This is a genomic window from Bradyrhizobium sp. IC3123, assembly GCF_020193625.1.
GTDB classification, from domain to species: Bacteria; Pseudomonadota; Alphaproteobacteria; order Rhizobiales; family Xanthobacteraceae; genus Bradyrhizobium; species Bradyrhizobium yuanmingense.
The window spans coordinates 196,718-222,570 of the sequence record NZ_JADYVF010000010.1; the positions used below are offsets into that span (position 1 = coordinate 196,718).

The window sequence follows — 25,853 nt, forward strand, 5'->3', positions numbered from 1 at the left end:
TTCAGCCGGGGGCGGTCCGGAGCTGCCTCGATCGCTGCGGCAGAATGTCCGGATCACCTTTTGGTGCAACCGTACGAACGCGCGGATAGTCCCTCGCTAGACGCCGAGAGCCTTGCGGTTCAACGTTCGCAGGAAACGCAGCGACAACGTTCGCACGTTCGCAACATTCAGCAGCCACGCCGCGGCGGCATAGGCAAGGCCGCCGGCGAGGCTGACGATGACGAGCGGCACGAGGCCGGTGCCGCCCACTTGCGACCGCGCAATCAGGATCGCGGCGGCCATCGCGGCCGCGGAGGCAGCGACGCCGGCGAGGCGATTGAGCTCGAACGGAACCGGATGGGCCCGATGCATCAGGACGAGTGCGACGAGGAAGCCGATCGCCTCGGTCGCCAAGGTCGCCAGCGCCGCGCCGTAAAGGCCGTAGCCGCCGATCAGCGCGAACATCAGGATCACGCTGATCACCAGCGTGAGGAAAGATTGCGTCGCCAGCATGAACGGCCGCTCGGCGAGCTGGAAGCTGATCTGCACGTAGAACTGATTGGCGATGCCGAAGAAGCGCGCAAGCACCAGCGTCGGCAACAGGGCCGAGACGCCGGCGCGGAAGTCGATCCCGACGAGCGTTCCGGCCACCTGGTCCGCCGCAAGCGCAAGCCAGACCGCAACGGGCGCCACCACGACGAGCAGCAGCTCGAGGCTTTCGGTCAGCCGCTCCCGCGTCGTCTCGCCGTTGTTCTCGGACAATGACCGGAACACCAGCGGCACGGTCGCCGCGGCGACGCTGGATGCGATCATGACCATGAACTGGCGCGGCAGATCGGCGGCCACGCCGAAGATGCCGGCAGCGTCCTTGCCGAGCAGATAGGCGACGATGAGCCGGTCGCAGGCCGAATAAACGGCCACTGACAATCCTGCCAACGTCAGCGGCAGGCCGTAGCGCGCCAATTGCATGAACTGGCTGCGCTGGAAGCGCGCGATGCTGGTGCGGTCGCCGACGAGATTGAGAATGATGCCGGCGAGGGATCCCAGACCGAATGCGGCGAGCAGCCCCAATCCACCCCAGCCGAGCCAGATGCCGAGAAGACCGAAGCCGACGGTGGAGACGCTGCGCACGATCGAGATCGCCGCGAACCGGTAGGGGCGCAATTTAGCGCGCTCGAACTCCTGGCCGACATCGACTGCATTGGCCATGATCGCGACGAACATGCTGGCGAGCAGCAGCTCGACGCTGACATCGCTGCGGAACAGGACGACCAGCGGAGTGGTGGCGCAGAGCACCGCGGCCGTGAGCGCGAAGGCGACGATTGCCGTGCCACGAAAATCGACCTCCGCCGACATCGCCTGATAGCGCGACACCGACAGCTTGATCCAGGCGAAGAAGATCGCGCCCAGAATCCCGGCAAGGCTGATGCCGACGACATAGACGCCGTACTCCGCCGGGCTGAGGAGCCGCGTATAGGCCGTGACGGCGAAGAAGCCCACCGCCGCAGGCAGGATGTAGGCGACGAGATAGATCGAGAAATGGCGGTTCAGCATGCGAGCACGGGACCGTGGGCGGCCATCAGGATTAACGGATCGTTAAGACGATTGGGTGCGACAATCGGGGCTCGCCGCTGGCATTGCCAAGGATAGGTCAAGGACAAGTCAAGGATAGCCGGATAACCCTGCAAATCGGATCGCTAATGGAGCGAGCACGCGGTTATCGCGCGTTAGCGTTAAATTTGCCCTGTCCTTGAAGGAGCGGGCGCGATCACAGAAAAGAAGCAATGATAGCGAAACGTCGCCCGACTCCTCCGACGCACTGATGTAACTGATATGGACGTTGTCGAACGAACACGGGCGAGATCGACCTCCCTGCCGCGTCGAACCGCCACTGCTCCCGCGGCTCCGGCGTATCCCGGCGCGAAGGGCCGCGACAGGATGGTCCTCAACCTCTTCTTCGAGGAACGAGACGACCGCTGGTTTCCCGGCGACCGTCACCTTCGGCCGCTGCTGCGCCGGTTGCTGCTGGGCAAGTCCTTCATCAGCGGACAGCGGCGCGTTCTGCTCAATCTGTGCGCAGGTCTCGATCGGCTTGGCATTCGCTACCGCGTCAACGATTATCGCTACATTCGGAAGCATCCGGAGGAACTGGCCTGCATCATCGGCCGGCCGTTCGTGCTCGACTGGTTCAAGTGGAAGAATCCACTGCTGCTTGGCGTCGCCATGTATGACCATCCAATCGACGCACCAGAAACTCTAGAGGATCTCGACGTGAGGCAGGTGCTGTTGCCGTGCGCCTGGTATGCCGACATGTTCCGTCCGCACTGGCCCCATGTCGGTGCCTGGCCCGTCGGCATCGAGACGGATCTGTGGGTCCCGGCGCCGGCCGCGCAGAAGAAGATCGACGTGCTGCTCTACGACAAGGTCCGCTGGGATTACGACCGGTATCAACCGGAGCTGATCGAGCCGATCCGAAAGTTTCTCGAAGCCAGCGGACGCACGGTCGAAACGATCCGCTACGGGCACTACAAGGAAGAGGATTACAAGACCGCGCTGGCGCGCTGCCGCAGCATGATCTTCCTCTGCGAGCACGAGAGCCAGGGCATCGCCTGCCAGCAAGCACTGTCGAGCGGCGTGCCCGTCTTCGCCTGGGATCGCGGCGGACCCTGGCAGGATCCGAAATATTTCCCGGACAAGGTGCGATACGAGGGCAACGTGTCCTCGGTGCCCTATTTCGACGCGCGCTGCGGCATGACCTTCACTGATGCGGGCAGCTTCGCGGCGGGCTGGGGCCGTTTCTGGTCGCAGGTCGACGCAGGAGGCTTCGCGCCGCGCGATTATGTGCTGGACCACCTGACGCTCGAGAAGGGCGCGCTTCACTATTACGAAATCGCGGAAGCCGCGATGCAGCGGCACGCGTGACCGGGCTCGACCGACGCGAATTCCTGCTCGGCAGTGTCGCAACGCTCGCGGCGGGCGCATCGGCGTCCGCGGTGCCGGCCTCGAAACGCGTCCAACGCCGCCCGGGCTACGGCGCAGCCGCCACGCTCTGGGACCTGCAAGCCGATCCGCGGCTCGGCGAGGCCATCAGCACCTATTGCACGCAGGTGGTGCCGGTGCTCGAGCTGAAATGGCCGATGCTGCGGCCGGACGCCCATACGTTCACCTTCGAGCGCGCCGACGCGATCCTGGATTTCGCGCGCGACAACGATCTGACCATGCGCGGCCACGCACTCGCCTGGTATCACGACATTCCGGACTGGACCAAGCAGATCAAGGGCAGCAAGGGCGTCGAACGCGCCTATCTCGACCACATCAGCACCGTCGTTTCCTACTACAAGGACAAGCTGACGTCGTGGGACGTCGTCAACGAGCCGATCCCGGATAATCCGCGCAGCCCGAAGGACCGGCGCGACACCTTCTGGACGCAACATCTCGGCGATCGCTGGATTCCGCTGGCGTTCCGCACGGCGGCGGCGGCCGACCCCTTCGTCAAGCTCGCGATCAACGAATATGACATCGAATCGGCGAAAGATTCCTTCATCGCCAAGCGGGCCGCCTATCGCACCCTCATCATGGACCTGCTCGATCAGGGCGTTCCGCTCCACGCCGTCGGGCTGCAGGCGCATCTTCACGCCGAGCTTGAGATCGACACGCACGGGCTCGCCGAATTCGTCACCGAGCTGCGTTCCTGGGGGCTCGAGGTTCTCATCACCGAGCTCGACGTCGACGACCAGAAGCTGGCGGGAAGTCCTGCGGAGCGCGACGCCGTCGTCGCCAAGCGCGTCGACGACCTGCTGACGGCCGTTGCCGCGAGCGGCCCGGTGCGGTCGATCCTGACCTGGGGCATCTCGGACCGTTACAGCTGGATCAACGGCACCTTTGCCCGCAAGGACAAGCAGCCGAACCGCCCCCTGCCGCTCGACGGCGAGTTCAAGCCGAAGCCGTTCATGGACGTCATCAGCAAGTTCACGAAGGGCGCCTAGAGATCAACGCGTCTTCGGCGTTTCGAACGCGGCCACATCGCCGATATGATCGGGGGCCAGGCTCGGCGCGCGCCGCTCGCGCGAGGACAGGCGGAACACGTCGCGGATGTCGGCGATCGACGTCGACGAATAGGACTGAATGCAAAGCGCGACCTGCTCGGGCGAGGCCGTGCGCATCATCGCTTCGATGGCCGGGCGGTCGAGCGGCGTGTCGTCCCAGTGCGAGACCGCGATGCTGTCTTCGGTGAGCCGATGTCGCGCCAGGTGTTCCGGCGCATTGGCGACGAAGTTTCCGTAAAGCAGATACTCCGAAAACTTCTTCTTCCGGCACAGCGCCAGCGCCCAGCTCAGGCCGGTCGCCGACTTGATCGCGTCCGTCATCGCACGCGCCGTGTCCCTGTCCCAGACCAGCGCGTTGCCGACATAATCGTCCGCCGGGAACGCGCGCTCCTTGATGCCGAGAAGCTGGTCGACGGTGCGCAGCCACAGGCCGTGCAACGGGTGGTCGGCGGCGATCGCCTTGCGCGTGACGAACAGCGGCGTCGTCTCGGCGCCGGCATATCGGCTGACGTCGAACTCGCGGAAGAACAGATTGTCCGAATCCAGGATGCAGACGCGCTGCTCGGGCGCGTTGAGGACGCCGGCGATCTTCAGGATCTGCTGGATGTGCCAGCCGTGCACGGGCGAGGACAGCAGCGACAGCCAGACGCGCCGGCTGCCGAACTGGAGCGCCGGCGGCAGCGCGAACAGCCATTTCGGCAGATAGCGCGAGGCCGGAACGATGACCCGCTTGTCGGACGCGAAGCGCGCGAACAGCGGCACGTCCTCATCGTTAACGAGTACATAATGGCGCGTGTATCCCGACAGCCAGGTGTCGATGCTCTCGCTGAGCAGCGAAAAGCGTTCGATATCCTTGGCGTAGCTGGCAGTCAGCAGGGCAACGGAATGCATGGAGCACGCTCAAATGGCCATCAGACCGGCACTGATAGCGGCAATGCGAGATGCCGGAAACTCACGATCGAAATCAAGGTAAAGCGAAACGAAGTGTTAGCCATCCGACGGCAGCCCCCGCTCCAGCCCGCGAAAGCGGAGCGGCGCCAGGGCTGAGGCGCGCTGCCACCAGTTGGCGACGCGGTCGTCGAGGGCGGTCACGCCGCGGCCCCGGCCGGGAAAGATCCGGATCTGCTGGATCGCCTCTGCCTCGAAACCCCTGGCCCTCCGCGTGATCTTGAGGGCGGCGCCTTCGCGGTCGCGCTGCGTCAGCGGCACCAGAAGACGGCCGCGCGGACGGAGCGACCGCAGCCAGAGCGGGTGCGGGTGCGGGAAGCCGGCATGGACGATGATCACATCGGCGGGCTCGCTCACGTCCTTGCATCCATCGCCGTGGACGACCGTGACATTGCCATAGCCGCGCAAATAGCTCGCCGCCCGGGTCGCGAGCCGCTCGTCGCATTCGATCGCATGGACGCGGCCCTTCTCGCCGACCATGATCGACAGCACCGCCGAGAAATAGCCGAGGCCGCAGCCGATCTGCACCACACGGTCCGCCCGCTTGACGTCGAGAGTGTCGATCAAATGCGCCCACAGGCTCGGCAGGCCGGTGTCGAGCTTGCGGCGCGCATCGATCGCGACCAGCACGTTGTCGTAGAGATGAAGGGGATCGGCGTCGGGCGTCAGCCGGTAACTGCGCGCTGCCTCGCCCTTGATGCGCCACGGTCCCCTTGGCAGAAATTCCTCGCGCGGAACGGCGGCGAGCGCGGCGAGCAGACGCTTCGAGGCAATCCGCTCGCGCCTGGCGATCAACTCAGCGTAGCGCGCACGCGCGGCGGCAAGATCGCTCATGTTATAGAACCGAGCTCGTCGAGGAGCTGCAACGCCTGCTTCAGGTCCGGCGTGTAAAAGCCCTCGCTGAACTTGCCGACGATCGGCATGAGCAGGAGTCTTGCGTGCTCGCGCTTGCCCGCCTGTTGCGACAGGCGCGCGAGGCCGAGGGCGGTGCGAAGCTCCCAGGACAGCGCACCCTGCTTGCGTGCGGTCTCCAGCGAAAGGCCGAACAGGTCCTCCGCCTCCTGTACCGACGCCGGGTCGCCACCCGCCAGCGTGATCTCGCCTTGCATGCGATAGACCTCGGCGAGATAGAAGTGATCGCCGGTCCGCCTTGCGGTCGCAAGCGCACCATCCAGCGCGCGCAAGGCGGCGTCGCGCATCCCGACCTTGGCGTAGGTTTCCGCGAGCAGACAGCGGAACCAGCAGCCGGCGAGCCAGGAATCCATCGCCTCGTACTCGTCGAGGCCGAAGCGCATCTGGCCGAGGCCTTCGTCGGCTTCGCCGAGCTGAGCCAGCGCCCAGCCGCGCAGGATCGCCGCCTGCTGCTTCCAGTGCAGGAAATTGTGCTCGGTGGCAATGATCATGGCGCGATTGGCGTAGTCGCGCGTGCCTTCGACGTCGCGCAAATGCTGGCGGAGATAGGCGCCGAACACCAGCGCGAAGGCGAGCGTGAAAGGGTGGCGGATCTTCTCGGCGTTCGCGATCGCCTGCTCGCTGTGCTGGCGCGCCGCGTCGGGCCGACCGAGGAACCACAGGAGGTAACCGAGATAGGACAGCGAAACGACACCGGGATCGATGCCGTGCCGTTCCATCAGGTCGGAGTGCAGATCGGGGCTGAACAGGTTGATGCAGCGGTGCAAATGGTGCTGCGAGGCTGCGAAGCGGCCGCGATAGAGCATGGTCATCGCGATCGCGCGGTGCGCCTCGATCAGATAGCCGGTCTGCTGCGCCGGCTGCGTCCGCTCGTTCAGCCGCTCGCGCTTGGCAAACTTCAACAGCTCGACGCTGAGATCGTGCGCGCGGGTGAGATCGGCGCGGATGAAATGGCACACCCAGAGCCCGCGCGTCGCAGCGAAGACCTTTTCGTCGTCATCGAGCTGACGGCCGAGCTCCAGCGCGCGGATGTAGTTCTCCTCGACCTCCTGCACCGCGTAGCCCTTGGCGGCGATCAGCGCGTTGCCGAGCGCGATGCGCAGCTTGAGCTCCATCTCGTCGGCGCCCTGCATGCGCGCATGGGCCTGCACGACGTTAAGGCCGCGGCGCAGGTGGCCGATCGCCTCCAGATTGGCCCCGGTCTTGGCCGCCTGCTTGCCGGCCTTGAGCCAGAAGCTGGCGGCGCCCTCGCTCTGGCCGGATTCGGTCAAATGATGGGCGAGCAGCTCCGGTTCGCGCTCGGTCCTCTCCGGATACATCTCGGCGAGCACCTGGGCGATCCGCGCATGCAGCTTGCGCCGCTCGCTGTGCAACAGGCTCGCATGCGCGGCGTTCTGGATCATCACGTGCTTGAAGGAGTACAGCGCATCCGGCGGATGGCCGCGGCGCATGATCAGCCCGGCCTCCTGCAGATGGCTGAGCGCCGCCTCGATCTGCTCGGCCGGCGCATTGGCAACGGCGTGCAGCGTCTCGTAGGAGAACTCGCGGCCGATCGTGGCGCCGATCTGCGCGATGCGCTTGAAGGGTCCCATCCGATCGAGCCGCGCCATCAGCGAGTCGGTCAGGGTGGCCGGGATTGCGAGCTGCCGCCACGGTCCCGACAGCACGTAGCGCCCGTGCCGCTCGGTCAGCAGATTGGATTCCAGAACCGTCTTGGTCAGCTCTTCCAGGAACAGCGGCACGCCGTCGGTCTTGACGATGATCTCCTCGACGACCTCCTTGGGCAGCTCGCGTCCCGCGACGCGCTCGACCAGCGTCGTGCGCAGCTGCCGGCTCAAGCGGTTCAGGACCAGGGTGGTGATGTGCGAATGCGCGTTCCAGCTCGCCTGGAATTCCGAGCGCGCGGTGACGATCGCCAGGATCGGCTGGTTCTGCACCCGGTCGACCAGAAGGTCGATCACCTCGCGGGAGGTCGGGTCGATCCAATGCAAATCCTCGAACGCGATCACCAGCGGCATATCGCGCGCAAGGCCGAGGAAATGGTTGACCAGCGCCGCGACGGTCGCATCCTTCTGCTGCTGCGGCGACAGCTCGAGCGGCGGATAGCGGTCCCCGGTCGGTATCGACAGCAGCGCGGCAAACAGCGGGGTGACCTGCTCGATGTCGCCGCCGGTGGCGGCGACCGCGTTCTCCAGGCTCGCCAGCGACAGCGCGGACGAATCCTCGCGATCGAGGCCGAGGGAGAATTTGAGCTGCTCGACGAACGGATAGAACGCGGTGGAGGTGTAATAGGGCGAGCACTGCAGCGAGACCTGTCCATGGCGGTCGCCCGATATCCGCTCGAAGATCTCCTGGATGATGCGCGACTTGCCGATTCCGGGCTCGCCGAACTTGACCACGACCTGGCCGTCGCCGTCCTTGGCCTGCTGCCAGCGCCCCATCAACAGCGCGATCTCCTCCTCGCGGTTGACGAGCGGCGTCAGCCGCGTACCCATTGCCGCAGCGAAGCGGGTCTCCACCCGCGAGGCGCGCACCACGTGCCAGGCCTGGGCCTTCTCGGAAATTCCCTTCAAGTCGTGGACGCCGAGATTGCGGTAATCGAACTTTCCCTTCAGCAGCGCCTGCGTCGAGGCCGAGATCACCACGCCGTTGGGCGGCGCCAGGCCTTGCAGGCGCGCCGCGAGATTGACGGTTTCCCCGACCGCGGAGTCGCGTTCTTCGGTGCCTTGCCCGACGAGGTCGCCGACCACGACGAGGCCGGTCGCGATCCCGATGCGGACGGCCGGTGAATGGCTGAGCGCGCCCGGCGGCTCGACCGCGTGCGCTATCGACAGCACCCGCACGATCTCGAGCCCGGCGCGCACCGCGCGCTCGGCATCGTCCTCATGTGCGGTCGGATAGCCGAAATAGATCAGGATACCATCGCCGACGAAACGGGCGGCAAAGCCCTCGTATTGCTTGACCACCCGGACGCAGGTCTCGCGAAAGTCCGCGATCATGTCGCGGACGTCCTCCGGATCGTACTGCGCGGACAGCGAGGTGGAATCCACCATGTCGCAGAACATGGTGGTGAGCTGGCGCCGTTCGGCTCCGACCTCCGCCCGGATTTGCGGACGCGGCGCCTCCGTGGTTTCCGCTTGAAACAGCGCCGCCATCGCCCGCTGCAGCCGCTTGCGATCGCCGAGCGGCAATCCGAGCTCGACCAGATCGGCTTCGGTGAGATCGCCGATGACGTCGAGATCGAGGCGGTGCTGCGCGAAAAGATCGGTGTAGTGCCCGAGGCCGATACTTTCGAGCCAGTGCTTCAGCCCACCTTCCAAACTCGTGTTCGGCTCGTTCTCCAGCATCGCGATTCTGCCCGACCCTTACTCCGTCGAAGGGCTCGAGGGCCCCTCAACCACAGATTTTGGGGTCCAAACTTCACCTCGGACTGGACGCATTCCCCAACTTCTTGGAAGAATAACTTAATCGGACCAAAAGGGAATGGCGTTGTCGGACATTGCATCCGGAGCGGACCAAGCTTCCGCCGGCACCACGGTCGAAACGAAGGTGTTCGCGCATATCAGCGGCCTTCTCGAATTCTACGCCCGCAGGACGCCGGCGGCACCCGCACTCCTCGCTCCCGGCCGGCCGGCGCTCAGCTATGGCGCGCTGGCCGCGACGATCCGGCAACTGGTGCGTAGCTTGCGTGAACTCGGCATCGGTCCCGCAGACCGCGTCGCGGTCGCGCTGCCGCGGGGTGCCGATACTGCGCTGGCGCTGATCGCTGTCGCATCGGGCTGCGCCTGCGTCCCGGTCAACCCGGATCTGACGGCGGACGAGCTGCAACGCTATTTCAGCGAACTGAAGCTGTCCGCGCTCGTGACCCGGGCCGACATGAACTCGGCGAGCCGCGACGCCGCCCGCGTGCTCGACATCGCATTGATCGATTTCGTGGCGGGACCCGCCCACGATCTCGGCGGCTGCGCGTTCGTCGCTCCGGCGATCGGACCGGCCAATGCCGGCGGCGCTTCGCGGGGCGACGACGATGCGTTCATCCTGCTGACGTCGGGCACGGCGGCGCGGCCGAAAATGGTGCCGCTGACCCACCGCAATGTCTGCCTGTCCGCCTACAATGCCGGCCATGTGCTGTCGCTCACGACGCATGATCGCCTGCTCAACGTCCTGCCGCTGTTTCATGCCCATGGCTTGATCTCCGGCCTGCTCACGGCGCTGGCCGCGGGCTCCAGCGTGATCTGCACCGACGGTTTCGACGCAGCGTCGTTCTTCGGCTGGATGCGGGAGCTGCAGCCGACCTGGTACACGGCGGTGCCGACCATTCATCGCGCATTGCTGACGGCGGCGGAAGTAAATCCGGACCGCGCCCGACCATCGTCGCTGCGCGTGATCCGGTCGGCGTCGGCCTCGCTCGCGCCGGCGATCCTCGCCGGGCTGGAGACAACGTTCGGCGTTCCCGTGCTCGAGACCTACGGCATGACCGAGGCGGCCTCGCAGATCGCGGCCAATCCGTTCGAGCTGCGCAAGGTCGGCTCGGTCGGCCGCGCCGCCGGCCCGGAGATCGCGATCATGGACGAGACCGGCCGCACGCTCGCAAGCGGCGCGCACGGCGAGATCGTGCTGCGCGGGCCGAACATGAGCCGCGGCTATTATAATGACGAGGCGGCGACGCAGGCCGCATTCCGCAACGGCTGGTTCAGGACCGGCGACCTCGGCTATCTCGATGACGACGGCTATCTCTTCATCGTCGGCCGCATCAAGGACGTCATCAACCGCGGCGGGCAGAAGATCTCGCCGCTGGAGGTGGAAGACGTCCTGCTCAGCCATCCGGCGGTGCTGGAAGCCGGCGTGTTCGCGGTCCCGCACGACAAGCTCGGCGAGAACGTCGCGGCCGTCGTGGTGCTGCGGCCGAATGCCGGGGCGACCTCGGACGAGTTGCGCCAATTCGCGCGAAAGCGGCTTGCGGCCTACAAGGTGCCGAGCCTGATCCGCAGCGTGGCGGCGCTGCCGAAGGGCGCCAGCGGCAAGGTCAAGCGCAACGCCCTCGCCGGGCTGATTGCAACGGTCGACGTGGGCGACGAGACCCGGCCGCCGCGCAATGCGGTCGAGAGCCAGCTCGCCGAGATCTGGGCCGGCCTGCTGGAGCTGCCGCAGGTCGGCGCCGACCAGGACGTCTTCGCGCTCGGCGCGGATTCGCTCGCGGTGACCCAGATGCGCTCGCGCCTGCGCGACCGCTTCAATGTCGAGTTCTCGTTCGAGGACATCTTCGACTGCCCGACGGTCGCAGCGCTCGCGGCCCGGATCGAGACCGCCGCAAGCCGGCGCGAGACGGCGCTGCCGAGCTGGCGCCGGCTTGCGGGCACGGACGCACCGCTGTCGCTCCAGCAGCAGCGGATGTACGTGCTCTCGCGGCTGGACCCGACCCGGTACAATTACAATGTCGTCGAAGTCGCCGTCCTCAAGGGCCTCGTCGACGCCGCCGCGCTGTCTGCGAGCCTGGCTGCGATCTCAACGCGCCATGAGGCGCTGCGCTCGGTGTTCATCGAGCGCCAGGGCGAGCCGGTGCAGCTCGTGCTCTCATCGACGCCGCGGCTGGAGCGCATCAAGCTCAAACCGTGCCCTGCCGAGAGGCGGCCTGCGGCCATCCGGCGCGAGGCGCTCAAGCTTGCGCAACATCAGTTCGATCTGGCCCACGCGCCGCCCCTGAAGGCGATACTGCTGTCGTTCGACAGGAACAGCCATGCGCTGGTGATCAACGTCCATCACCTCGCCACCGATGGCTGGTCGCAGCGGCTGTTCTGGCAGGAGCTGGCCGTCCATTACGCCGCGGCACGCAGGAAGCACTCGACCGCACTGCCGCCGCCCGCTTTCCAATATCGCGACTTCGCACTCTGGCAGCAAAGCTGGGCGCGGACGCCCGCGGCCAGGGAGCAGCTCGATTATTGGCGGACCCAGCTCGACGGCGTCACCATGCTGCCGCTGCGAACCGACAGGCCGAGGCCGGAGACCTGGAGCGGACACGGCGCGCGCCATTATCTCGAATTGCCAAAACCCCTGTCGGCCGAGCTGCGCGCGCTGAGCCAGAACCAGGGCGTCACGCTGTTCATGACGCTGCTCGCCGCCTTCCAGTGCCTGTTGTTCCGCCACACCTCCCATGAGGACGTCGCCACGGGATCGCTGATCGCCAATCGCAACCAGATCGAGAGCGAACGCCTGATCGGGCTGTTCGCCAACACCCTGGTCCTGCGCAACGATTTCAGCGGCGATCCGAGCTTCGGCGAGATGCTGCGGCGGGTGCGGCAGGTCACGCTGGACGCCTACCGCAACCAGGACCTACCGATCGAGGAGGTGCTGCGCGCGTTGCAGGTGGCGCGCCGCAGCGACGGCAATCCGCTGTTCCGGACCATGTTCATCCTCCAGAACGCCTCGATCGAGGCGGCGCGCTTTCCCGGCCTGTCGACGCGGCGGCTGGAAGTCGATCCCGGGGTGGCGCGCTTCGACATCACGCTCGAACTGGTCGAGGCCGATGGCCGCTTCACCGGCTTCTTCGAATACGCCACCGATCTGTTCGATGCCGCGACGATCGAAGCCATGGCGACCCAGTTCAAGACGCTGCTCAAGGCCGTCATCGCCAATCCGGAGCAGCGCGTCTCGCGCCTGCCGCTCCTGACCGAGGCCGACCGCCGGCAAGCGCTGGCGAAAGGCCGGGGCGTGCCGGCCAATTTCACCACGCGCGGCAACTTGAGCGAACGTTTCGAGCGCCAGGCGAGGACGACGCCGAACGCCGTCGCGGTCTCGGACGGTCGGACGTCCCTGACCTATCGCGAGCTGGCGCGCCGCAGTGGAGCGGCCGCGTGCTGGCTGGCCCGCGAGGGCGTCGGCGCCGAGAGCGTGGTTGGCCTGCTCGCGGAGCGCGGGCCCGACCTGCTCGCCGCGATGATCGCGGTGCAGCGCGTCGGCGCGGCCTTCCTCAATCTCGATCCCGACCAGCCGACGGCACGGCTCTCCACCATCCTCGGATCGAGCTGTGCCCGCGTGCTGCTGACCGGACGGGCTCAGTCTGCCATGGTCGAGGCCCTGCTCGAACCGCTGGTCGAGCGCATCCACGTGGCCGAGCTCGACGACGCTCTTGCATCCGGATCGACAAAGCCGGCCCGCGGCGCACGGCGCGCCGCCTCGAGCCTTGCTTATCTCGTCTATACGTCCGGCTCCTCCGGCGCGCCGAAGGGCGTCATGATCGAGCAGCGCGGCCTGTCGAACCATCTGGCCTCGCTCATCTCCGAGCTCGGTCTCTCGCCTAAGGACGTGATCGCGCAGACCGCGCCGCAGAGCTTCGTCATCTCGGTCTGGCAACTCCTCGCCGGTCCCATGGTCGGCGCGCGCGTCCATGTCTGCGGCAACGCGATCGTGCAGGACCCGATGCTGCTGGCGCGCGAGATCGAGCGCGAGGGCATCACGGTGCTCGAGATCGTGCCCTCGCTGCTGCGCCTCATTCTCGAGCGCATGGACGAGGCGCCGATCCGGCGCGCCTTCGCGCAGCTGCGGCTGCTGATCTCGACGGGCGAGCCGTTGCCCGTCGAGCTCTGCCGCGCCTGGTTTGCGCGCTGCCCGAGGGTGCCGCTGATCAATGCCTATGGCGCTTCGGAATGCTCGGACGACGCTTCCCTGCACCGCCTGACCAAGGCGCCGGCGATCGCGACGGCCAACGTTCCGGTCGGGGCGCCGCTGCCGAACACGCAGCTCTACGTGCTCGACGCAAACCTCCAGCCCCAACCGATCGGCGTGACCGGCGAGCTCTGCATCGGCGGCGCCGGAATCGGCCGCGGCTACGTCAACGATCCCGCGCAGAGCCGGCAGCGCTTTCTGCCCGATCCGTTCTCGCGCCAGGCCGGCAGCCGGCTCTACCGGACCGGCGATCTGGCCCGGCGCCGCGCCGACGGAACGATCGAATGCCTCGGCCGCGCCGACCATCAGGTCAAGGTCCGTGGCTATCGTATCGAGCTCAAGGAGATCGAGAACGCGCTTGCCGAGCATCGAAGTGTGCGCGCCGCCATCGTCGAACCGCGCCGCGAGGCGGGCGGCGACATCAGGCTGATCGCCCATGTCGTCGCCAAGCCCGGCAGCCGCAGCAGTGCGATCGAGCTGCGCGACTTCCTGAAGAGCCGCCTCTCCGTCCACGCCGTCCCCTCCGCCTTCCTGTTCCTGGATCAGGTGCCGCTCAACGCCCATGGCAAGATCGACCGCTCGGCGCTGCTGGCGTCCGTCCCGGCGGAAACGTCCGGCCCGGATGCGGTCGTCCCGGCCCGGCGCTTCACCGAAAAGGTGCTCTCCGACATCTGGATCGACCTGCTGCACGTCGAGCGCATCAGTGTCACCGGCAATTTCTTCGACCTCGGCGGCCATTCGCTGCTGGCCGGCCAGGTGATGGCGCGCATCGCGCGGGCGCTCGGCGTCTCGCTGCCGATCAAGGCTATCTTCGAGGCGCCGACGATCGAGGGGCTGGCGCGGCGGGTCGAACAGGCCTTGGCCACGAAGCCGCACAAGCCTGCCGCAAGCCTGCCGCGATCGGCTGCAGGCGGGCCGCCGGCGCCTTCCATCGGGCAGGACCAGATGCTGCAGATCGAGCGGAATCTGCCGGGCCTGCCGCAGCTCAACCTGCCCTTCGCCTTCCGCCTGCAGGGCCCGCTCGATCCGGCCGCCCTGGCAAAGGCGATCGACGACGTGGTGCGCCGGCACGAATCGCTGCGCACCGCGTTCGCCTGGAACGGCGATGAGCCCGAAAGCTGCATCGCCGCGCCGCGCACGCTCGGCCGAATCATGACGATCGAGACGATCGGCGACGGTCATCCCCACAACAACAAGCGGCGCAAGGCGCTCGAGCTCAGGAAGATCGATCTCCTGATCGAGCAGGAGACCTATACCCCGATCGACACCACGCGCGCGCCGCTGTTGCGCGCCCGGCTGTTGCGGCTCCACGACGACGACCACGTGCTGCTGCTGACGCTGCATCACGCCGTTGTCGACGGCTGGTCGATCGGCGTGCTGTTCGAGGAATTGTCGAGCCGCTATGCCGCGCTGGCCGGATATCCGTCCGCGCCATTACTGAGCCCGCCGCCGGCCTTTTCGGATGTCGCACGCTGGCAGCGCTGGTGGTGCGGCACCGACGCGGCGCGCCGCCAGGCTGCCGACTGGATCGAGAATTTGCGCGGGGCGGGTCCCCTCTTCGAAGGCGAATCGAGCCCGGGCGCCGCCACCGGACATCATCCGGTCAGCCTCGAGCGCGAGCTGATCATCCGGCTGACGGCGTTTGCCGGCCAGCACAATTGCACCCTGTTCATGTGCCTGCTCACCGGCTTGAAGGCCATGCTGCTGGCGAGGGCGGGCCGCACCGACATCGCGGTCGCGACCGCGATGGCCAATCGTACCCAGCCGGACACCGACCGGATCATCGGCCCGTTCGAGAACACGGTGATCGTCCGCACGACAATCACGCCGGACCTGTCCTTCACGCAGGCCCTGCTGCGGGTGCGCCAGAGCGTGCTCGAGGCGCATGCGCGGCAGGAGCTGCCGTTCAACGTCCTGGCCGATCGACTGGAGCAGGAGGGGATCGATCCGGCCTCGCTGCTCCAGGTCTATTTCACGCTGCAAAATCCGTTGCGCCGGCCGTTCGATCTCCCGGATCTCGCGACGGAATCGATCGGCAACGTCGCGCGCGAAGGCCAGCCGGTGCTGCCGATCGACCAGACCTGGCTGTCGCTGATGCTCAAGGAGCGCCCGACCGGCATTACCGGCTCCTGCAATTACAAGCGCGATTTGCTCGAGGGCCGAGCGGTCGGCGAATGGATGGAGGACCTCGTCGCCCTGCTAACGGCGGCGATCGCCCAGCCCAACGCACCACTCGGCAGATTGCTCGCGCGCAGGGCCGCTTGATGCCGCGACATCGCGCCAGAATACGGGTTCACGCCCCAAAGCTGTGAATGATCAAGTTGCAGCTTGATTATTTGGCGTCGTCGCGCAAGATTATTCTCGGATTTTGATTTGGGATGATCATTTTCAACCGGGGGAGTGTTATGGGTTTCATCAAATTTACCAAGAAGACCTCGCTCAGCGCGGAGGACCGCAAGGCGCTGCAAGACCTGCTCAATTTCGAGAAGCAAAAACTCCAGCTCGCACTGAAGGATGTCGACGCCAGCCTTAAGGCTCTGCGCGGGTCCAAGAAGAAGAAGTCCAAGAAGAAGTAAACTCGTCGGTCGGGGACGGCCGTACGAATCTTCGGAGCGGCCGCTTGCGTGTCGAGTTTGGGGGCTCGCACAAGCTTGCGCCTGTAAACCGGCCTGCAAATCGACAAGAATTCGCCCGGGTGGACCGCTAGGTACGGTCCTCTCGGCTGATTCTTGCGCAGTTGTTTCTTCCGTCGGCACCGAGGGATTTGGCCTCGCCCGACGCCATGGGCCCAATTGATGGCAGACGACAGAATCGAACTCTTTGTCGGACTGATCGAGAGCATTGACGTGCCGGGCGCGGCGGAGGCGTGCCGACGCCTGCTCTCCGTCGACGAGCGGGCCCGGGCCGATCGCTTCGTGTTCGAGCGGCATCGGCGGCAATACATCTTCGCGCATGCGATGTTGCGCCTGGCGCTGTCACAGGTCGCTTCCAACGTCGCGCCCACCGACTGGTCGTTTGGCGCGGGCCGCTATGGCCGGCCGTTCGTCGCAGCACCAGCCACCTCGACCGCGCTGCATTTCAGCCTGTCGCATGCCGACGGCTGCGTCGCCTGCGTGGTGTCGCGGCATGAGGCCGTCGGGGTCGACGTCGAAACCGTGTCGCGGCGCGTCGCGCCGCTGTCCACCGCGCTTCGCTTCTTTGCGCCGGAAGAGGTCGAAGCCTTGCGCGGACTGCCGGAGGCCGCGGCGATCGAGCGCTTTTTCGATTATTGGACGCTCAAGGAGGCCTATCTGAAGGCCAGGGGCTTTGGGCTCAATCTGCCGCTCGACGCCTTCGCCATGCAGGTGTCACGCGAGGCCATCGAGATCAGCTTCAAGCCCGACATCGTCGACGATCCGGACGCCTGGCGCTTCTCGCTGTGCTCGCCATCGCCCGCGCATCGCCTCGCGATCGCCGACGGCTCCCGCGCGGACGGCGGCCTTCCCATCAGCCGCCATGCCTGGCCCCTCCGCGAAGCGGCTGAGTGAGGCGGCTCGTGTCTGCAAGGCGCGTGCGCCGAGTGGGATGTTTTGAGTCGCGAGCGACGCGGCTTCTTCTCCCTCGCCCCGTTGTTACGGGGACGCGACGAGCTTCGCTCGCGTTGAGTGGTCGGGGTGAGGGACCTCTCTCCGCACAGGGGACCGCCGCGCGACCTGTACCCCCTCACCCGGAATTTGCTGCGCAAATTCCGACCTCTCCCCGCAAGCGGGGAGAGGTAAGCATCACCGCGCTTCTTCGAATCCCGCCAGCACAGAGGTCAGGTTGGCGCCGAGAATGTCCGAGAGATAGCCGCCTTCCTGCACGAGCACGGTCGGCAGGCCCAGCTTCGCGATGGCCTGGCCGATGCGGCGGAAGCCGGGTGTGGTGACGGCCAATCCCTTGAGCGGATCGTGCTCGGAGGCATCGAGGCCGAGTGCGATGACGAGGGCGCCGGGTGCAAAGGATTCGATCGCCTTGCGCGCGATGTCCAGCGCCTGGAGATAGCCGTCATCGCCGGTGCCGATGGGAAGCGGAATGTTGAGGTTGGTGCCGAGGCCGGGTCCTTCGCCGCGCTCATGCGCATAGCCCCATACGTACGGATAATACGCAACGGGGTCGGCATGGATCGAGATCGTGTAGACGTCGGGCCGGGCATAAAAGATGCCTTGCGTGCCGTTGCCGTGATGGACATCGACGTCCAGGATCACGACGCGCTCGTGCTTCTGCCGCAGATGCGCCGCCGCGATCGCGCTGTTGTTGAGGAAGCAGAAGCCGCCGGCCATATCGCGATAGGCGTGATGGCCGGGCGGGCGGCAGAGCGCGTAGACCGCGTCCTCGCCGTCCATCACCATCTGCGCAGCAGTGACCGCAACGTCGGTGGCGGCGCAGGCCGCGGCCCACGTGCCCGGACCGATCGGCGCTGCGGTGTCGGCGGTGTGCCAGCCGAGCTTGCCGACGATGTGGGTCGGATAGGTCGCGGCATGGCGCACGGGATGGACATTGCCGATCATCTCCGGGCCGGAATCGCCGAGCGCCGTCCAGGCGTCCCAGGCTTCGCTGAGGAACGACAGGTATTCCGGACTGTGAACGCGTGCGCGCGGACCGGGCCCGAACTTGGTTGGTTCGACCAGTTGATGCCTGCCGTCCTTCAATCCCCTGAGCAGGCGATCGGCGCGCTCGGGCTGCTCTGTGGTGCGCTTGACGACACCACGCACCAAGAAGAATTGCGGGTCGTGGCTGCGGTGCAGCTCGGTATGGACGGCTTTCACTCAAACACTCCGTGGTCGCCTGCTACTGGACGTGCCGCAGAGTCTTGATCGCCACGGCCGCCGGATGCAAGCAAGAAGAATGCCGTCCATCGTCGCGCTGCCCTGCGCGGAAAGCAGAGCGCTTGCGAAGCTCAGCAACCCCCACGCTGGAGGCAGTGCTCGCGGCCCTGCTGGTCGGTGCGGAAGGACTCGATGAAGCCACCCTGGCGCTGGGTGACGAAGACGGTCTTGCCGTCGCTGCCGCCGAAGGCAATGTTGGTCGGCTCCTTGGCCTTCAGCGGGATCTCGCGCTCGACAGCGCCGGTCGGCTTCATCAGCGCGATCGTGCCCTTGAGAATGCGCGCGACGTAGAGGCGGCCGGCAACGTCGGTGCGCAGGCCGTCGATGGTGTCGGGCTGAAACGCCTTGACGAGTTTTGCAGCCGTCAGCTCGTTGCCGCTGATCGCATAGGACCAGATCTGGCCGCTGCTGGATTCGCCGACATAGAGCGTCTTGCCGTCAGGGCTGAGGTCGATGCCGTTGGTGGTGCCCATGGCGCGCGGCGTCGACATCACCTGCCCCCGCACCGTACCGTCCGCTCCCCTGGCGATGCGCCAGATGTGGCCTTCGCGCCCCTTCCAGTTCGGATCGCTCGCATAGATCGTGCCGTCCGGCGCGATCGTGATGTCGTTGGGCTGGCTCATCTCGCCGGAGTGAAACCACACCGCGGGCTTGGTCGCACCCTTGGGGATGGCGAAGATGTTGTGCTTCTTGTAGTCGGCGATGAACATGGTGCCGCTGCGATCGAAACGGATCGCGTTGCCGACGCTGCCTTCGGGGAGCGTCGTGAACAGCTCCGAGGCGGCGCCACCAGCGGGCAATTTGCCGATGGTGCCGGGCTTGCCGAGATTGACGACGAACAGATTGCCGTCGAGATCGGCGGCCGGCCCTTCGATGCCGAAGGTGTATTCGCTGGCGGGCGTCACCTGTGCGCTTTCGAACAGTTTTGTTTCGGCAGCGGCCGGCAGCGTCGTGAGCAGGATGCTACTGCACAGGCACCAGAAGTTCCTGCCGGATGTAATAGCCATCGCCGTCGGTGCACTCGCCGTTCAGATAGGGATCGGCTGGCCGGAAGAATCGGCTGAAGCCGGGTCTGTCTACAGCGTTCCTTTGTGTCACCACGACGACCTTTCCGGCCGGTATTTCGCCGCATTCCTTGTTGGCCTTGCTGAAAAACTTCCGCTGCGGCGGGCCCGGCTTGATCCGCATCCGCGTGCCCGGAACCATTTTGGCGACGAACAGGTCCGCGGTATCGAGCAGGCGCGTGTAACCGGGTTCTAGCTTCGGCAGGCTCTCGCCGCCCGGCGGCATCAGCTTCTCGGCGCCTAGGCCGCGCAGGCGCGTCCGCAGCCTGCCGGCGTCGGGATCGCCAGGGTAGATCCAGCCGTCCTGCGCCAGCATGAAGTGCAGCACCGCCCTGTCCTTCTCCGCATCCGATTGCCCCGCGCTCAGGCCGAAATCCGAATGGCAGCCGACGCAATGTTTCTCGACAAGGCCCTTGCGCAAGATGGTGAGGCGAACGCTGTTCTGCGGGTCCCTGGCGACGAAGGCTGCGAGCTGGTCGATCATCGCCTGGCTGCGCGTATCGCAGGGGAGCGGTTGAGGTCGCTCGCCGGCCGCGCGATCGATCCGGATCACGGTCCTGTTCTTGTCCTCGACCAGCCAGATCGCGCCGTCCTCCGTCACCGTCATGCCGACCGGCGCACCTTGCGGCCGCGCGCCGTTGACGCGGTGCCAGCCGGCGATCAGCTCTTCGAACGGCGCGGCGGCGACCTCGCCGGCGTCGGTCCGGAAACTGCGGGTCGGCTCGGCCGCGCAACTGACGTGATAGCGCACCGGTGCCGCGCTGGGCTTTGGAAAGCCGTGATCGTCGACGTCATAGACCAGCAGCCGGCTGCCGGTCGGCCGATAGCCGTGCAGGCCAACCAAGAGCTTGCCTTCCAGCTCGGGGAATTTCGCGCCGTGGTAATACAACATCGCGAGCGGCGCCCCGTGTGGCGGCAGCAGTGACAACGGCGCCTTGTAGAGCACATTGGCCGAGCAGAACGACTTGTACGTGCCTGATTGCAGCACTAGCCTGAATTCCGGGCTCGGCGTCGACAAATCGTAGCAATAGGGCCAGCCGTAGTGCCTGCCCTGCTCGATCGCGTTGATCTCCTCGTTCGGCTTGAAGATGTCGGGCAGGTCGCGGGCGTTCTCGCCTTGCAGGAAGGCGTAGCCAGCGTCCGGAAACTTCGGGTGCAGCACCAGCGCCATCGAGTTGCGCAGGCCGCGCGCATAGACAATGTGCGGCGGGTCGGGATCGCCAGGTTTCAATGCCGGGAAGACGCCGCCTGCGGGCGGCGTGAACAGCCAGATCGATGCCAGCGCGGACACGCCCTCGGCCGCCGCACAGGGTCTTGTGATCGGCGCAGGCGTGATGCAATCGTCGCTGTGCGAGCCGACATTGACGAACAGCCGGCCGTTCCGGTCGAACACGAACTGCTTGAGCGGATGCGCGCTCTCATCGGTCCTCGTGCCATCGGGCAGCGTGATCCGACGGCCGGGCAAGTGGCGGATGATGGTCTCGACCGTGCTGCGTGGATTGTCCGCGAGCGGGTCGAACCGGAAGATCGTCTCCGCGGTCGAGGCATAAAGCTTTTTGTCCGGGCCGATGACGAGAGCGAACGGGTATTCTATCCCCGTCAGCAGCTCCTTGAAGCGTTGCCCCTGCGGGCCACGCGGATCGAGCAGCAGCAGCCGCCCGTCGGTGTGGCCCCAGCCGCCCATGTCGGCGACCACCAAAAGGTCGCGGCCGGGCACCTGGACGATCGAGCGCGGAAATTTGAGGCGGTCCTCTTCGCTGGCAACGAGGCCGGCGCAAAATCCCGCCTTCATGTCGATCTGGATCCTGGGAAAGGCGAGATCGCCGCTGCCGCAGGCTTCCGTGCCGATCGCGTAGCCGCTCTTTCTGACCGGCTCGGACGAAGCCGGGGCGAAGCCGAGCAGCGCGGCGGCGAAGCCCGCTGCAAGAACGACCGCTGCAGACAAGCGCAAATTTGGCCGTTCGCGATCGAATGTGAACTGGTTCACCGTGAGCCGCCTTCCCGCGGGCGTTGTTCCATGCCGCCGCGGCGCCGTCCAGTCATCACCCGCCTGTGATTAAACCTGTAACGACCTTGGGTCCGACCAATATCCGTAGATTTCCTTACCGGGCTCGACCCGAATGTTTCGCGAATGCTTGGGGTGGTATCGGTTTGCCGTCCCAATCGCTTTCTACAGGAGGCGCCTATGGTCCAGGTCTATTTTCACTGCTCCAACACCGAGGGCACGCTGATCGACCGCTACGGCGCCGCAGTCGCCAATCTGACCGAGGCGCGCGACCGCGCCGCTCAGATCATGAACTCGATGATCCAGACCCCCGGCGCCGAAGACTGGCGCGACTGGGTGATCCACGTCAGCGGCTCCGACGGCGAGGATCTGTTCGACCTCCCCTTCACCGCCATGCTCGGCAAGCCGCATTGAGGTGATGCCATGTTGCTCGCTTCATTGAGCCTGCTGCGCCAGCCCCTCAGCTTCGTCGCCACCAGATGGCAGACGCTGATCCGCGTCGCAGCCAATCCCTACCGCCCCGAGCTGCACTACATGCGCGGACCCGGCCCGAAATGGCGCGCCAAGTACCAGGCCAGCCGGCTGGATCGCTAGCACTGAGGCGGCGCTTACCGCGCTTTTTGGGACATTTGTATCTTCCGTCATGGCCGGGCTTGTCCCGGCCATCCACGTTTTGGGGGCGCGGATCTAAAGACGTGGATGCCTGGGACAAGCCCCGGGCATGACGGCATTGGGGAGCAGCCCCGCACTTCACTTTCCAAGGCTATCGCATATGAATCGCGACAGCCTGCGTGCACGCCGAGCCGGCGCTGACGCGCCTCCTCAGGATGAGGCTCCTTGGCATCAGTGTCCGTTGAAACTGCTGCCGCGCACTCCGCCCTCATCCTGAGGAGCCCGCCTCAAGCGGGCGTCTCGAAGGATGGCCGCAGCGAAAAGCTCTCATCCCGCGCCTGTATCACACCAGCCATGCCGCGCCTGCCTTTGGATGTTCTCGTTGGCGGCAATGTGCCATTGTCCGCGCGCTTCGCCAATTGCGGAGCCTCGCATTCAACGCAGCGAAGCCATCGACGAGCATCAAGACGACACCATGCCTCACCAGTTCAGCCTCAACCAGACAGTCCGCAAGCCCGCCGTCACCTCCAAGGGCGGCATCGTCGCCTCGCAATCGCGGCGGGCGGCCGAAGTCGGGGCGCAGGTGCTGGCCGCCGGCGGCGATTGCGTCGACGCGATCGTGGCGACCACGTTTGCCCTCAACGTCCTGGAACCCTGGAACAGCGGCATCGGCGGCGGCGGCGCGATGGTGCTCTACCGCGCCAAGGAAAATCGCTATGAGGTGATCGACTACGGCATGTGCGCGCCGCAAAGCCTGCGCACGGCCGATTATCCGCTCAGCGGCGAAGGCGCGTCGTCCGATCTGTTTCCCTGGCCAAGGGTGAAGGACGATCGCAACATCCACGGCCCCGGCTCGATCGCCGTGCCCGGCGTCGTCGCCGGAATGGAAGAGGCGCACCGCCGCTACGCCAAGATGCCGTGGAAGGATCTGGTCACGCCGGCAGCTCGGCTTGCCGGCGAAGGCCTGCTGGTCGATTGGTGGACGACGGTGACGATCGCGGGCTCGGCCGCCGATCTCAGACGCTACCACGCGAGCGCGGCCGCGTATCTGAAGGACGGCCTGCCGCCGACCGCGCCGTGGGGCATCAAGGCTGAGACGCGGCTGCCGCAGGATGCCCTGAAGGCGACGCTGTCATATCTTGCGGACGCGGGCGCGCGTGATTTCTATCAGGGCGATCTCGCCAGGAGCATTGCTTCCGACATCAAGGCCGACGGCGGCTCGCTGTCGGTGGAGGATCTCGCAGCCTTCCGCGCCCATCTGCGCGAGCCGCTGGCGATTCCCTATCGCGAAGGCGAGGTGTTCGCGACCCCCGAGCTCACCGCAGGGCCGACGATGGCGCATGCGCTACGGCTGTTGCAGCAGAGCTTGACGCCGGCAGACGCGCCGGATGCCGCCGCCTATGTCGAATATGCGCTCGCCCTGCAGGCCGCCTTCCGTGAGCGTCTCAAGGATATGGGCGATGCCGACGGCAAGCGCTCGCTCGGCGCCGAATATCTCGCGCCGGCCTGCACCACGCATTTCTCGGTGGTCGATCGTCACGGCAACATCGCGGCGGTGACGCAGACGCTGCTCTCGTCGTTCGGTTCGCGATACGTGACACCGCACACCGGCATCACCATGAACAACGGCATCATGTGGTTCGATCCGACGCCTGGTACCACGAACTCGCTCGCACCGGGCAAGCGCTGCCTCTGCAATTACACGCCCGTCATCGCCGCGACGAAGGATGGCAAGCGCCTCGCAATCGGCGCCTCCGGCGGACGCCGCATCCTGCCGTCGGTGATGCAGCTCGTATCCTTCGCGATGGATTACGGCATGGACCTCGACGCCGCCATTCACCAGCCGCGCATCGACGCCAGCGAAGGCGCGGTGGTGATCGGCGATGCGCGGCTGCCGGCGGAGGTGCGCAATGCTCTGGCCGCGCGCTTCGACTATGAAGAGAGCCGGGTGCAGGCGCTGCCGCAGAAATTCGCCTGTCCGAGCGTCGTGATGCGCGAGGGCGAGCTCAATTCCGGCGCGGTCGAGATTTTCCAACCCTGGGCCGATGCGGTGGCGGAGGCTTGACTTCGCTCGACATGCCAGCGCGCGTTGAGCGCCAGCGCAATTACGTATCCAGGCGAGCGTCACGACTCCTCCACATTCGCAGGGAACTTACTCTCCCACCGTTCGTTCACTGAACGGACAAATGCGCTCGCCCCCACCGGAGGACATCATGAAGAAACTTGCGCTCGCCGCCTCGCTGATCATTGCGGCCGGCTTCACATTTACGAGCCCCGCACTGGCGAAGGGTGGGCACGGACATGGACATGGTCATGGCCACAAGATGGGCCATCATCACCATGGCAAGTCGTTCGGCTGGTACCACGGTCGCAAGGTCGGCTGGCGCGGTCACGCGTGCCCGCCCGGACTTTGGAAGCAGGGTCGCTGCTAAAGCCGATCTAAGATTCGAGCAAGGCGTCGCTCCTCACCGAGCGGCGCCTTCTTCATATGCCGAGCCGGTCCCGCACCCGGCCCGCGATCACGGCGGTGGTCACGCCGACCGGCCAGAACGCGTGCATCGGGATCGGCTTGATGCCCGTGATGGGCATGTCGATCTCGGCCTTGGTGCCGCCGATCAGGCGGCGGGCGAGCTGCGCGCCCATCGCAGTCGAAAGCGCGACACCGCGGCCATTGCAGCCGAGCGAGATCAAAACGCTCTCGGCGGGTTCGTGCACATGCGGATAATGGTCCGCGGTGATGGCGAGCCGGCTGTTCCAGCCGTGGGTCCAGGCAACGCCCTTGAGCTGCGGCCAGAGTCGCTCCGCATAACGCATGAGATAGGCGACGTCATGCGGCGACCTGATCCAGCGCATCGGGCCGCGCCCGCCCATCAACAGACGGTTCTGCTGATCGATGCGATAGTAGACCGTGATATGGCCGCTCTCGTAGAGCACCGGACGCGTCGGCATGATCGAACGGGAGACTGCGTCGGAAAGCGGCGCGGTGGCGGCGATCGAGGAAAACACCGGCACGATGGTGCGTCGGAGGGCCGGCCAGAGATCGTCGGTGAAGCCGTTGGTGGCGAGCAGGACCTTGTCGGCATGAACCACCGCCCGCGGCGTCTCGATGCGCCAGCGCGTTCCCTCGCGGCGTAGCGACAATGCCGGTGTCCCGCCATGAACCTTCGCGCCCGCCGACATCGCGGCGCGGGCAAGACCACGGGCGTAGCTGAGAGGATGCAGATCGCCGCCGCGCGCATCCAACATCGCGCCGATGTAACGATCGGTGCCGGTCATGTCGCGGAGCTGCTCGCGGTTCAGATAAGTCACCGGCATGCCGCGGCGGATGCATTGCTGCGCGGTCTTCTCGATCGCAGCGGCGCTGCTCTCATTGTAAGCTGCGCGCAACGTGCCGTTCTGCCGCGCTTCGCACGGGATCTGGTAGCGGCGGATCAGATCGTGTGTGAAGTTGGTCGTGCCGTAGGCGAACGCGATCATGCGGCGGCCGAGCTCGGTGCCGAAATCGGCCTCGATCTTGTCAGGGTCGTGCTTCAGGCCGGGATTGGTGTGGCCGCCATTGTTACCCGACGCGCCCCAGCCCGGCTCCTGCGCCTCCAGCACCAGCGCCTCGACGCCCTGTTCGGCCAGATGCAGCGCGGTGGAAAGGCCGGTGTAGCCGCCGCCAACGATCGCGACCGAGACGCTCTTGTCGACATCGAGCAGCGGCGTGGCAACCGGCGCCACGGCGGTATCGGCATAGAGCGAGGGCGGCAGAGGCAGGCGCGTCATGTCGAAACCG

17 protein-coding genes are annotated in these 25,853 nt (G+C 66.2%); 9 read left to right on the forward strand and 8 right to left on the reverse strand.

What is annotated here, in order from left to right:
* Window positions 1-96 precede the first annotated feature (96 nt).
* Window positions 97-1,533, reverse strand: a complete 1,437-nt coding sequence (locus I6F20_RS28000; RefSeq protein WP_225128746.1) for a lipopolysaccharide biosynthesis protein — start codon at window positions 1,531-1,533, stop codon at window positions 97-99.
* A gap of 279 nt (window positions 1,534-1,812) precedes the next feature.
* Here I6F20_RS28000 and I6F20_RS28005 point away from each other — a divergent pair, with 279 nt between their 5' ends.
* The gene (locus I6F20_RS28005) at window positions 1,813-2,901 is read left to right on the forward strand and encodes a glycosyltransferase (RefSeq protein WP_036011738.1); all 1,089 of its coding nucleotides are present in this window, start codon (window positions 1,813-1,815) and stop codon (window positions 2,899-2,901) included.
* A complete protein-coding gene (locus I6F20_RS28010; protein ID WP_225128747.1) occupies window positions 2,898-3,965 on the forward strand; it encodes an endo-1,4-beta-xylanase in 1,068 nt (355 codons plus the stop codon). The genes I6F20_RS28005 and I6F20_RS28010 overlap by 4 nt, the downstream gene beginning before the upstream one ends.
* Window positions 3,966-3,968: 3 nt before the next feature.
* On the opposite strand, the gene I6F20_RS28015 is transcribed toward I6F20_RS28010, so the two are convergent.
* The 3 genes from I6F20_RS28015 to I6F20_RS28025 all read right to left on the reverse strand — a co-directional run bounded on the left by I6F20_RS28015 (window position 3,969) and on the right by I6F20_RS28025 (window position 9,232).
* A complete protein-coding gene (locus tag I6F20_RS28015) occupies window positions 3,969-4,916 on the reverse strand; it encodes a DUF6492 family protein (protein WP_036026769.1) in 948 nt (315 codons plus the stop codon).
* 96 nt (window positions 4,917-5,012) lie between these two features.
* Entirely contained in the window at window positions 5,013-5,807 is a 795-nt protein-coding gene (locus I6F20_RS28020; RefSeq protein WP_225128748.1) for a protein-L-isoaspartate O-methyltransferase family protein, read from the reverse strand.
* The gene (locus tag I6F20_RS28025; RefSeq protein WP_225128750.1) at window positions 5,804-9,232 is read right to left on the reverse strand and encodes an ATP-binding protein; all 3,429 of its coding nucleotides are present in this window, start codon (window positions 9,230-9,232) and stop codon (window positions 5,804-5,806) included. The genes I6F20_RS28020 and I6F20_RS28025 overlap by 4 nt, the downstream gene beginning before the upstream one ends.
* Window positions 9,233-9,368: 136 nt before the next feature.
* Between I6F20_RS28025 and I6F20_RS28030 the strand changes: the two genes are divergently transcribed.
* From I6F20_RS28030 to I6F20_RS28040, 3 genes are all read left to right on the forward strand, one after another.
* On the forward strand, window positions 9,369-15,812 hold the full coding sequence (locus I6F20_RS28030; RefSeq protein WP_225128752.1) for a non-ribosomal peptide synthetase: 6,444 nt from the start codon (window positions 9,369-9,371) through the stop codon (window positions 15,810-15,812).
* Between the two features lie 140 nt (window positions 15,813-15,952).
* On the forward strand, window positions 15,953-16,123 hold the full coding sequence (locus I6F20_RS28035; protein ID WP_167361674.1) for a hypothetical protein: 171 nt from the start codon (window positions 15,953-15,955) through the stop codon (window positions 16,121-16,123).
* A 219-nt stretch (window positions 16,124-16,342) separates the two neighbouring features.
* Window positions 16,343-17,074 (forward strand): 4'-phosphopantetheinyl transferase family protein, encoded by a 732-nt coding sequence (locus tag I6F20_RS28040; RefSeq protein WP_036011772.1) that lies wholly within the window; start codon window positions 16,343-16,345, stop codon window positions 17,072-17,074.
* A gap of 234 nt (window positions 17,075-17,308) precedes the next feature.
* Here the strand turns inward: I6F20_RS28040 and I6F20_RS28045 are convergent, their stop codons facing one another.
* From I6F20_RS28045 to I6F20_RS28055, 3 genes are all read right to left on the reverse strand, one after another.
* Entirely contained in the window at window positions 17,309-18,334 is a 1,026-nt protein-coding gene (locus I6F20_RS28045) for a histone deacetylase family protein (protein ID WP_036011774.1), read from the reverse strand.
* Window positions 18,335-18,465: 131 nt separating this feature from the next.
* Window positions 18,466-19,401 carry an SMP-30/gluconolactonase/LRE family protein gene (locus I6F20_RS28050; protein WP_225128753.1) on the reverse strand — a complete coding sequence of 312 codons (936 nt, stop codon included), beginning with the start codon at window positions 19,399-19,401 and terminating at the stop codon, window positions 18,466-18,468.
* Window positions 19,358-21,445, reverse strand: coding sequence for a PQQ-dependent sugar dehydrogenase (locus I6F20_RS28055; protein WP_225128756.1), 2,088 nt, complete (start codon window positions 21,443-21,445; stop codon window positions 19,358-19,360). The genes I6F20_RS28050 and I6F20_RS28055 overlap by 44 nt, the downstream gene beginning before the upstream one ends.
* Window positions 21,446-21,643: 198 nt before the next feature.
* On the opposite strand from I6F20_RS28055, the gene I6F20_RS28060 reads away from it, so the two are divergent.
* The 4 genes from I6F20_RS28060 (at window position 21,644) to I6F20_RS28075 (ending at window position 24,507) form a co-directional block, all read left to right on the forward strand.
* The gene (locus I6F20_RS28060; RefSeq protein ID WP_036011788.1) at window positions 21,644-21,877 is read left to right on the forward strand and encodes a DUF6894 family protein; all 234 of its coding nucleotides are present in this window, start codon (window positions 21,644-21,646) and stop codon (window positions 21,875-21,877) included.
* A 9-nt stretch (window positions 21,878-21,886) separates the two neighbouring features.
* Complete coding sequence (locus I6F20_RS28065; RefSeq protein WP_193374989.1) at window positions 21,887-22,057, forward strand: hypothetical protein; 171 nt, start codon at window positions 21,887-21,889, stop codon at window positions 22,055-22,057.
* A 493-nt stretch (window positions 22,058-22,550) separates the two neighbouring features.
* Window positions 22,551-24,140 carry a gamma-glutamyltransferase family protein gene (locus I6F20_RS28070; protein ID WP_225128758.1) on the forward strand — a complete coding sequence of 530 codons (1,590 nt, stop codon included), beginning with the start codon at window positions 22,551-22,553 and terminating at the stop codon, window positions 24,138-24,140.
* Window positions 24,141-24,288: 148 nt separating this feature from the next.
* Window positions 24,289-24,507 carry a hypothetical protein gene (locus I6F20_RS28075; protein WP_081494583.1) on the forward strand — a complete coding sequence of 73 codons (219 nt, stop codon included), beginning with the start codon at window positions 24,289-24,291 and terminating at the stop codon, window positions 24,505-24,507.
* A 52-nt stretch (window positions 24,508-24,559) separates the two neighbouring features.
* Here I6F20_RS28075 and I6F20_RS28080 read toward each other — a convergent pair whose 3' ends face one another.
* Window positions 24,560-25,843 (reverse strand): NAD(P)/FAD-dependent oxidoreductase, encoded by a 1,284-nt coding sequence (locus I6F20_RS28080; protein ID WP_225128760.1) that lies wholly within the window; start codon window positions 25,841-25,843, stop codon window positions 24,560-24,562.
* Window positions 25,844-25,853: the final 10 nt, after the last annotated feature.

Excerpts from the sequence above, each read along its gene's own strand:
- I6F20_RS28000 (WP_225128746.1), bottom strand. The coding sequence starts at position 1,533 with ATGCTGAACCGCCATTTCTCGATCTATCTCGTCGCCTACATCCTGCCT.
- I6F20_RS28005 (WP_036011738.1), top strand. The coding sequence starts at position 1,813 with ATGGACGTTGTCGAACGAACACGGGCGAGATCGACCTCCCTGCCGCGT.
- I6F20_RS28015 (WP_036026769.1), bottom strand. The coding sequence starts at position 4,916 with ATGCATTCCGTTGCCCTGCTGACTGCCAGCTACGCCAAGGATATCGAA.
- I6F20_RS28020 (WP_225128748.1), bottom strand. The coding sequence starts at position 5,807 with ATGAGCGATCTTGCCGCCGCGCGTGCGCGCTACGCTGAGTTGATCGCC.
- I6F20_RS28025 (WP_225128750.1), bottom strand. The coding sequence starts at position 9,232 with ATGCTGGAGAACGAGCCGAACACGAGTTTGGAAGGTGGGCTGAAGCAC.
- I6F20_RS28030 (WP_225128752.1), top strand. The coding sequence starts at position 9,369 with ATGGCGTTGTCGGACATTGCATCCGGAGCGGACCAAGCTTCCGCCGGC.
- I6F20_RS28035 (WP_167361674.1), top strand. The coding sequence starts at position 15,953 with ATGGGTTTCATCAAATTTACCAAGAAGACCTCGCTCAGCGCGGAGGAC.
- I6F20_RS28040 (WP_036011772.1), top strand. The coding sequence starts at position 16,343 with ATGGCAGACGACAGAATCGAACTCTTTGTCGGACTGATCGAGAGCATT.
- I6F20_RS28050 (WP_225128753.1), bottom strand. The coding sequence starts at position 19,401 with ATGGCTATTACATCCGGCAGGAACTTCTGGTGCCTGTGCAGTAGCATC.
- I6F20_RS28060 (WP_036011788.1), top strand. The coding sequence starts at position 21,644 with ATGGTCCAGGTCTATTTTCACTGCTCCAACACCGAGGGCACGCTGATC.
- I6F20_RS28065 (WP_193374989.1), top strand. The coding sequence starts at position 21,887 with ATGTTGCTCGCTTCATTGAGCCTGCTGCGCCAGCCCCTCAGCTTCGTC.
- I6F20_RS28070 (WP_225128758.1), top strand. The coding sequence starts at position 22,551 with ATGCCTCACCAGTTCAGCCTCAACCAGACAGTCCGCAAGCCCGCCGTC.
- I6F20_RS28075 (WP_081494583.1), top strand. The coding sequence starts at position 24,289 with ATGAAGAAACTTGCGCTCGCCGCCTCGCTGATCATTGCGGCCGGCTTC.
- I6F20_RS28080 (WP_225128760.1), bottom strand. The coding sequence starts at position 25,843 with ATGACGCGCCTGCCTCTGCCGCCCTCGCTCTATGCCGATACCGCCGTG.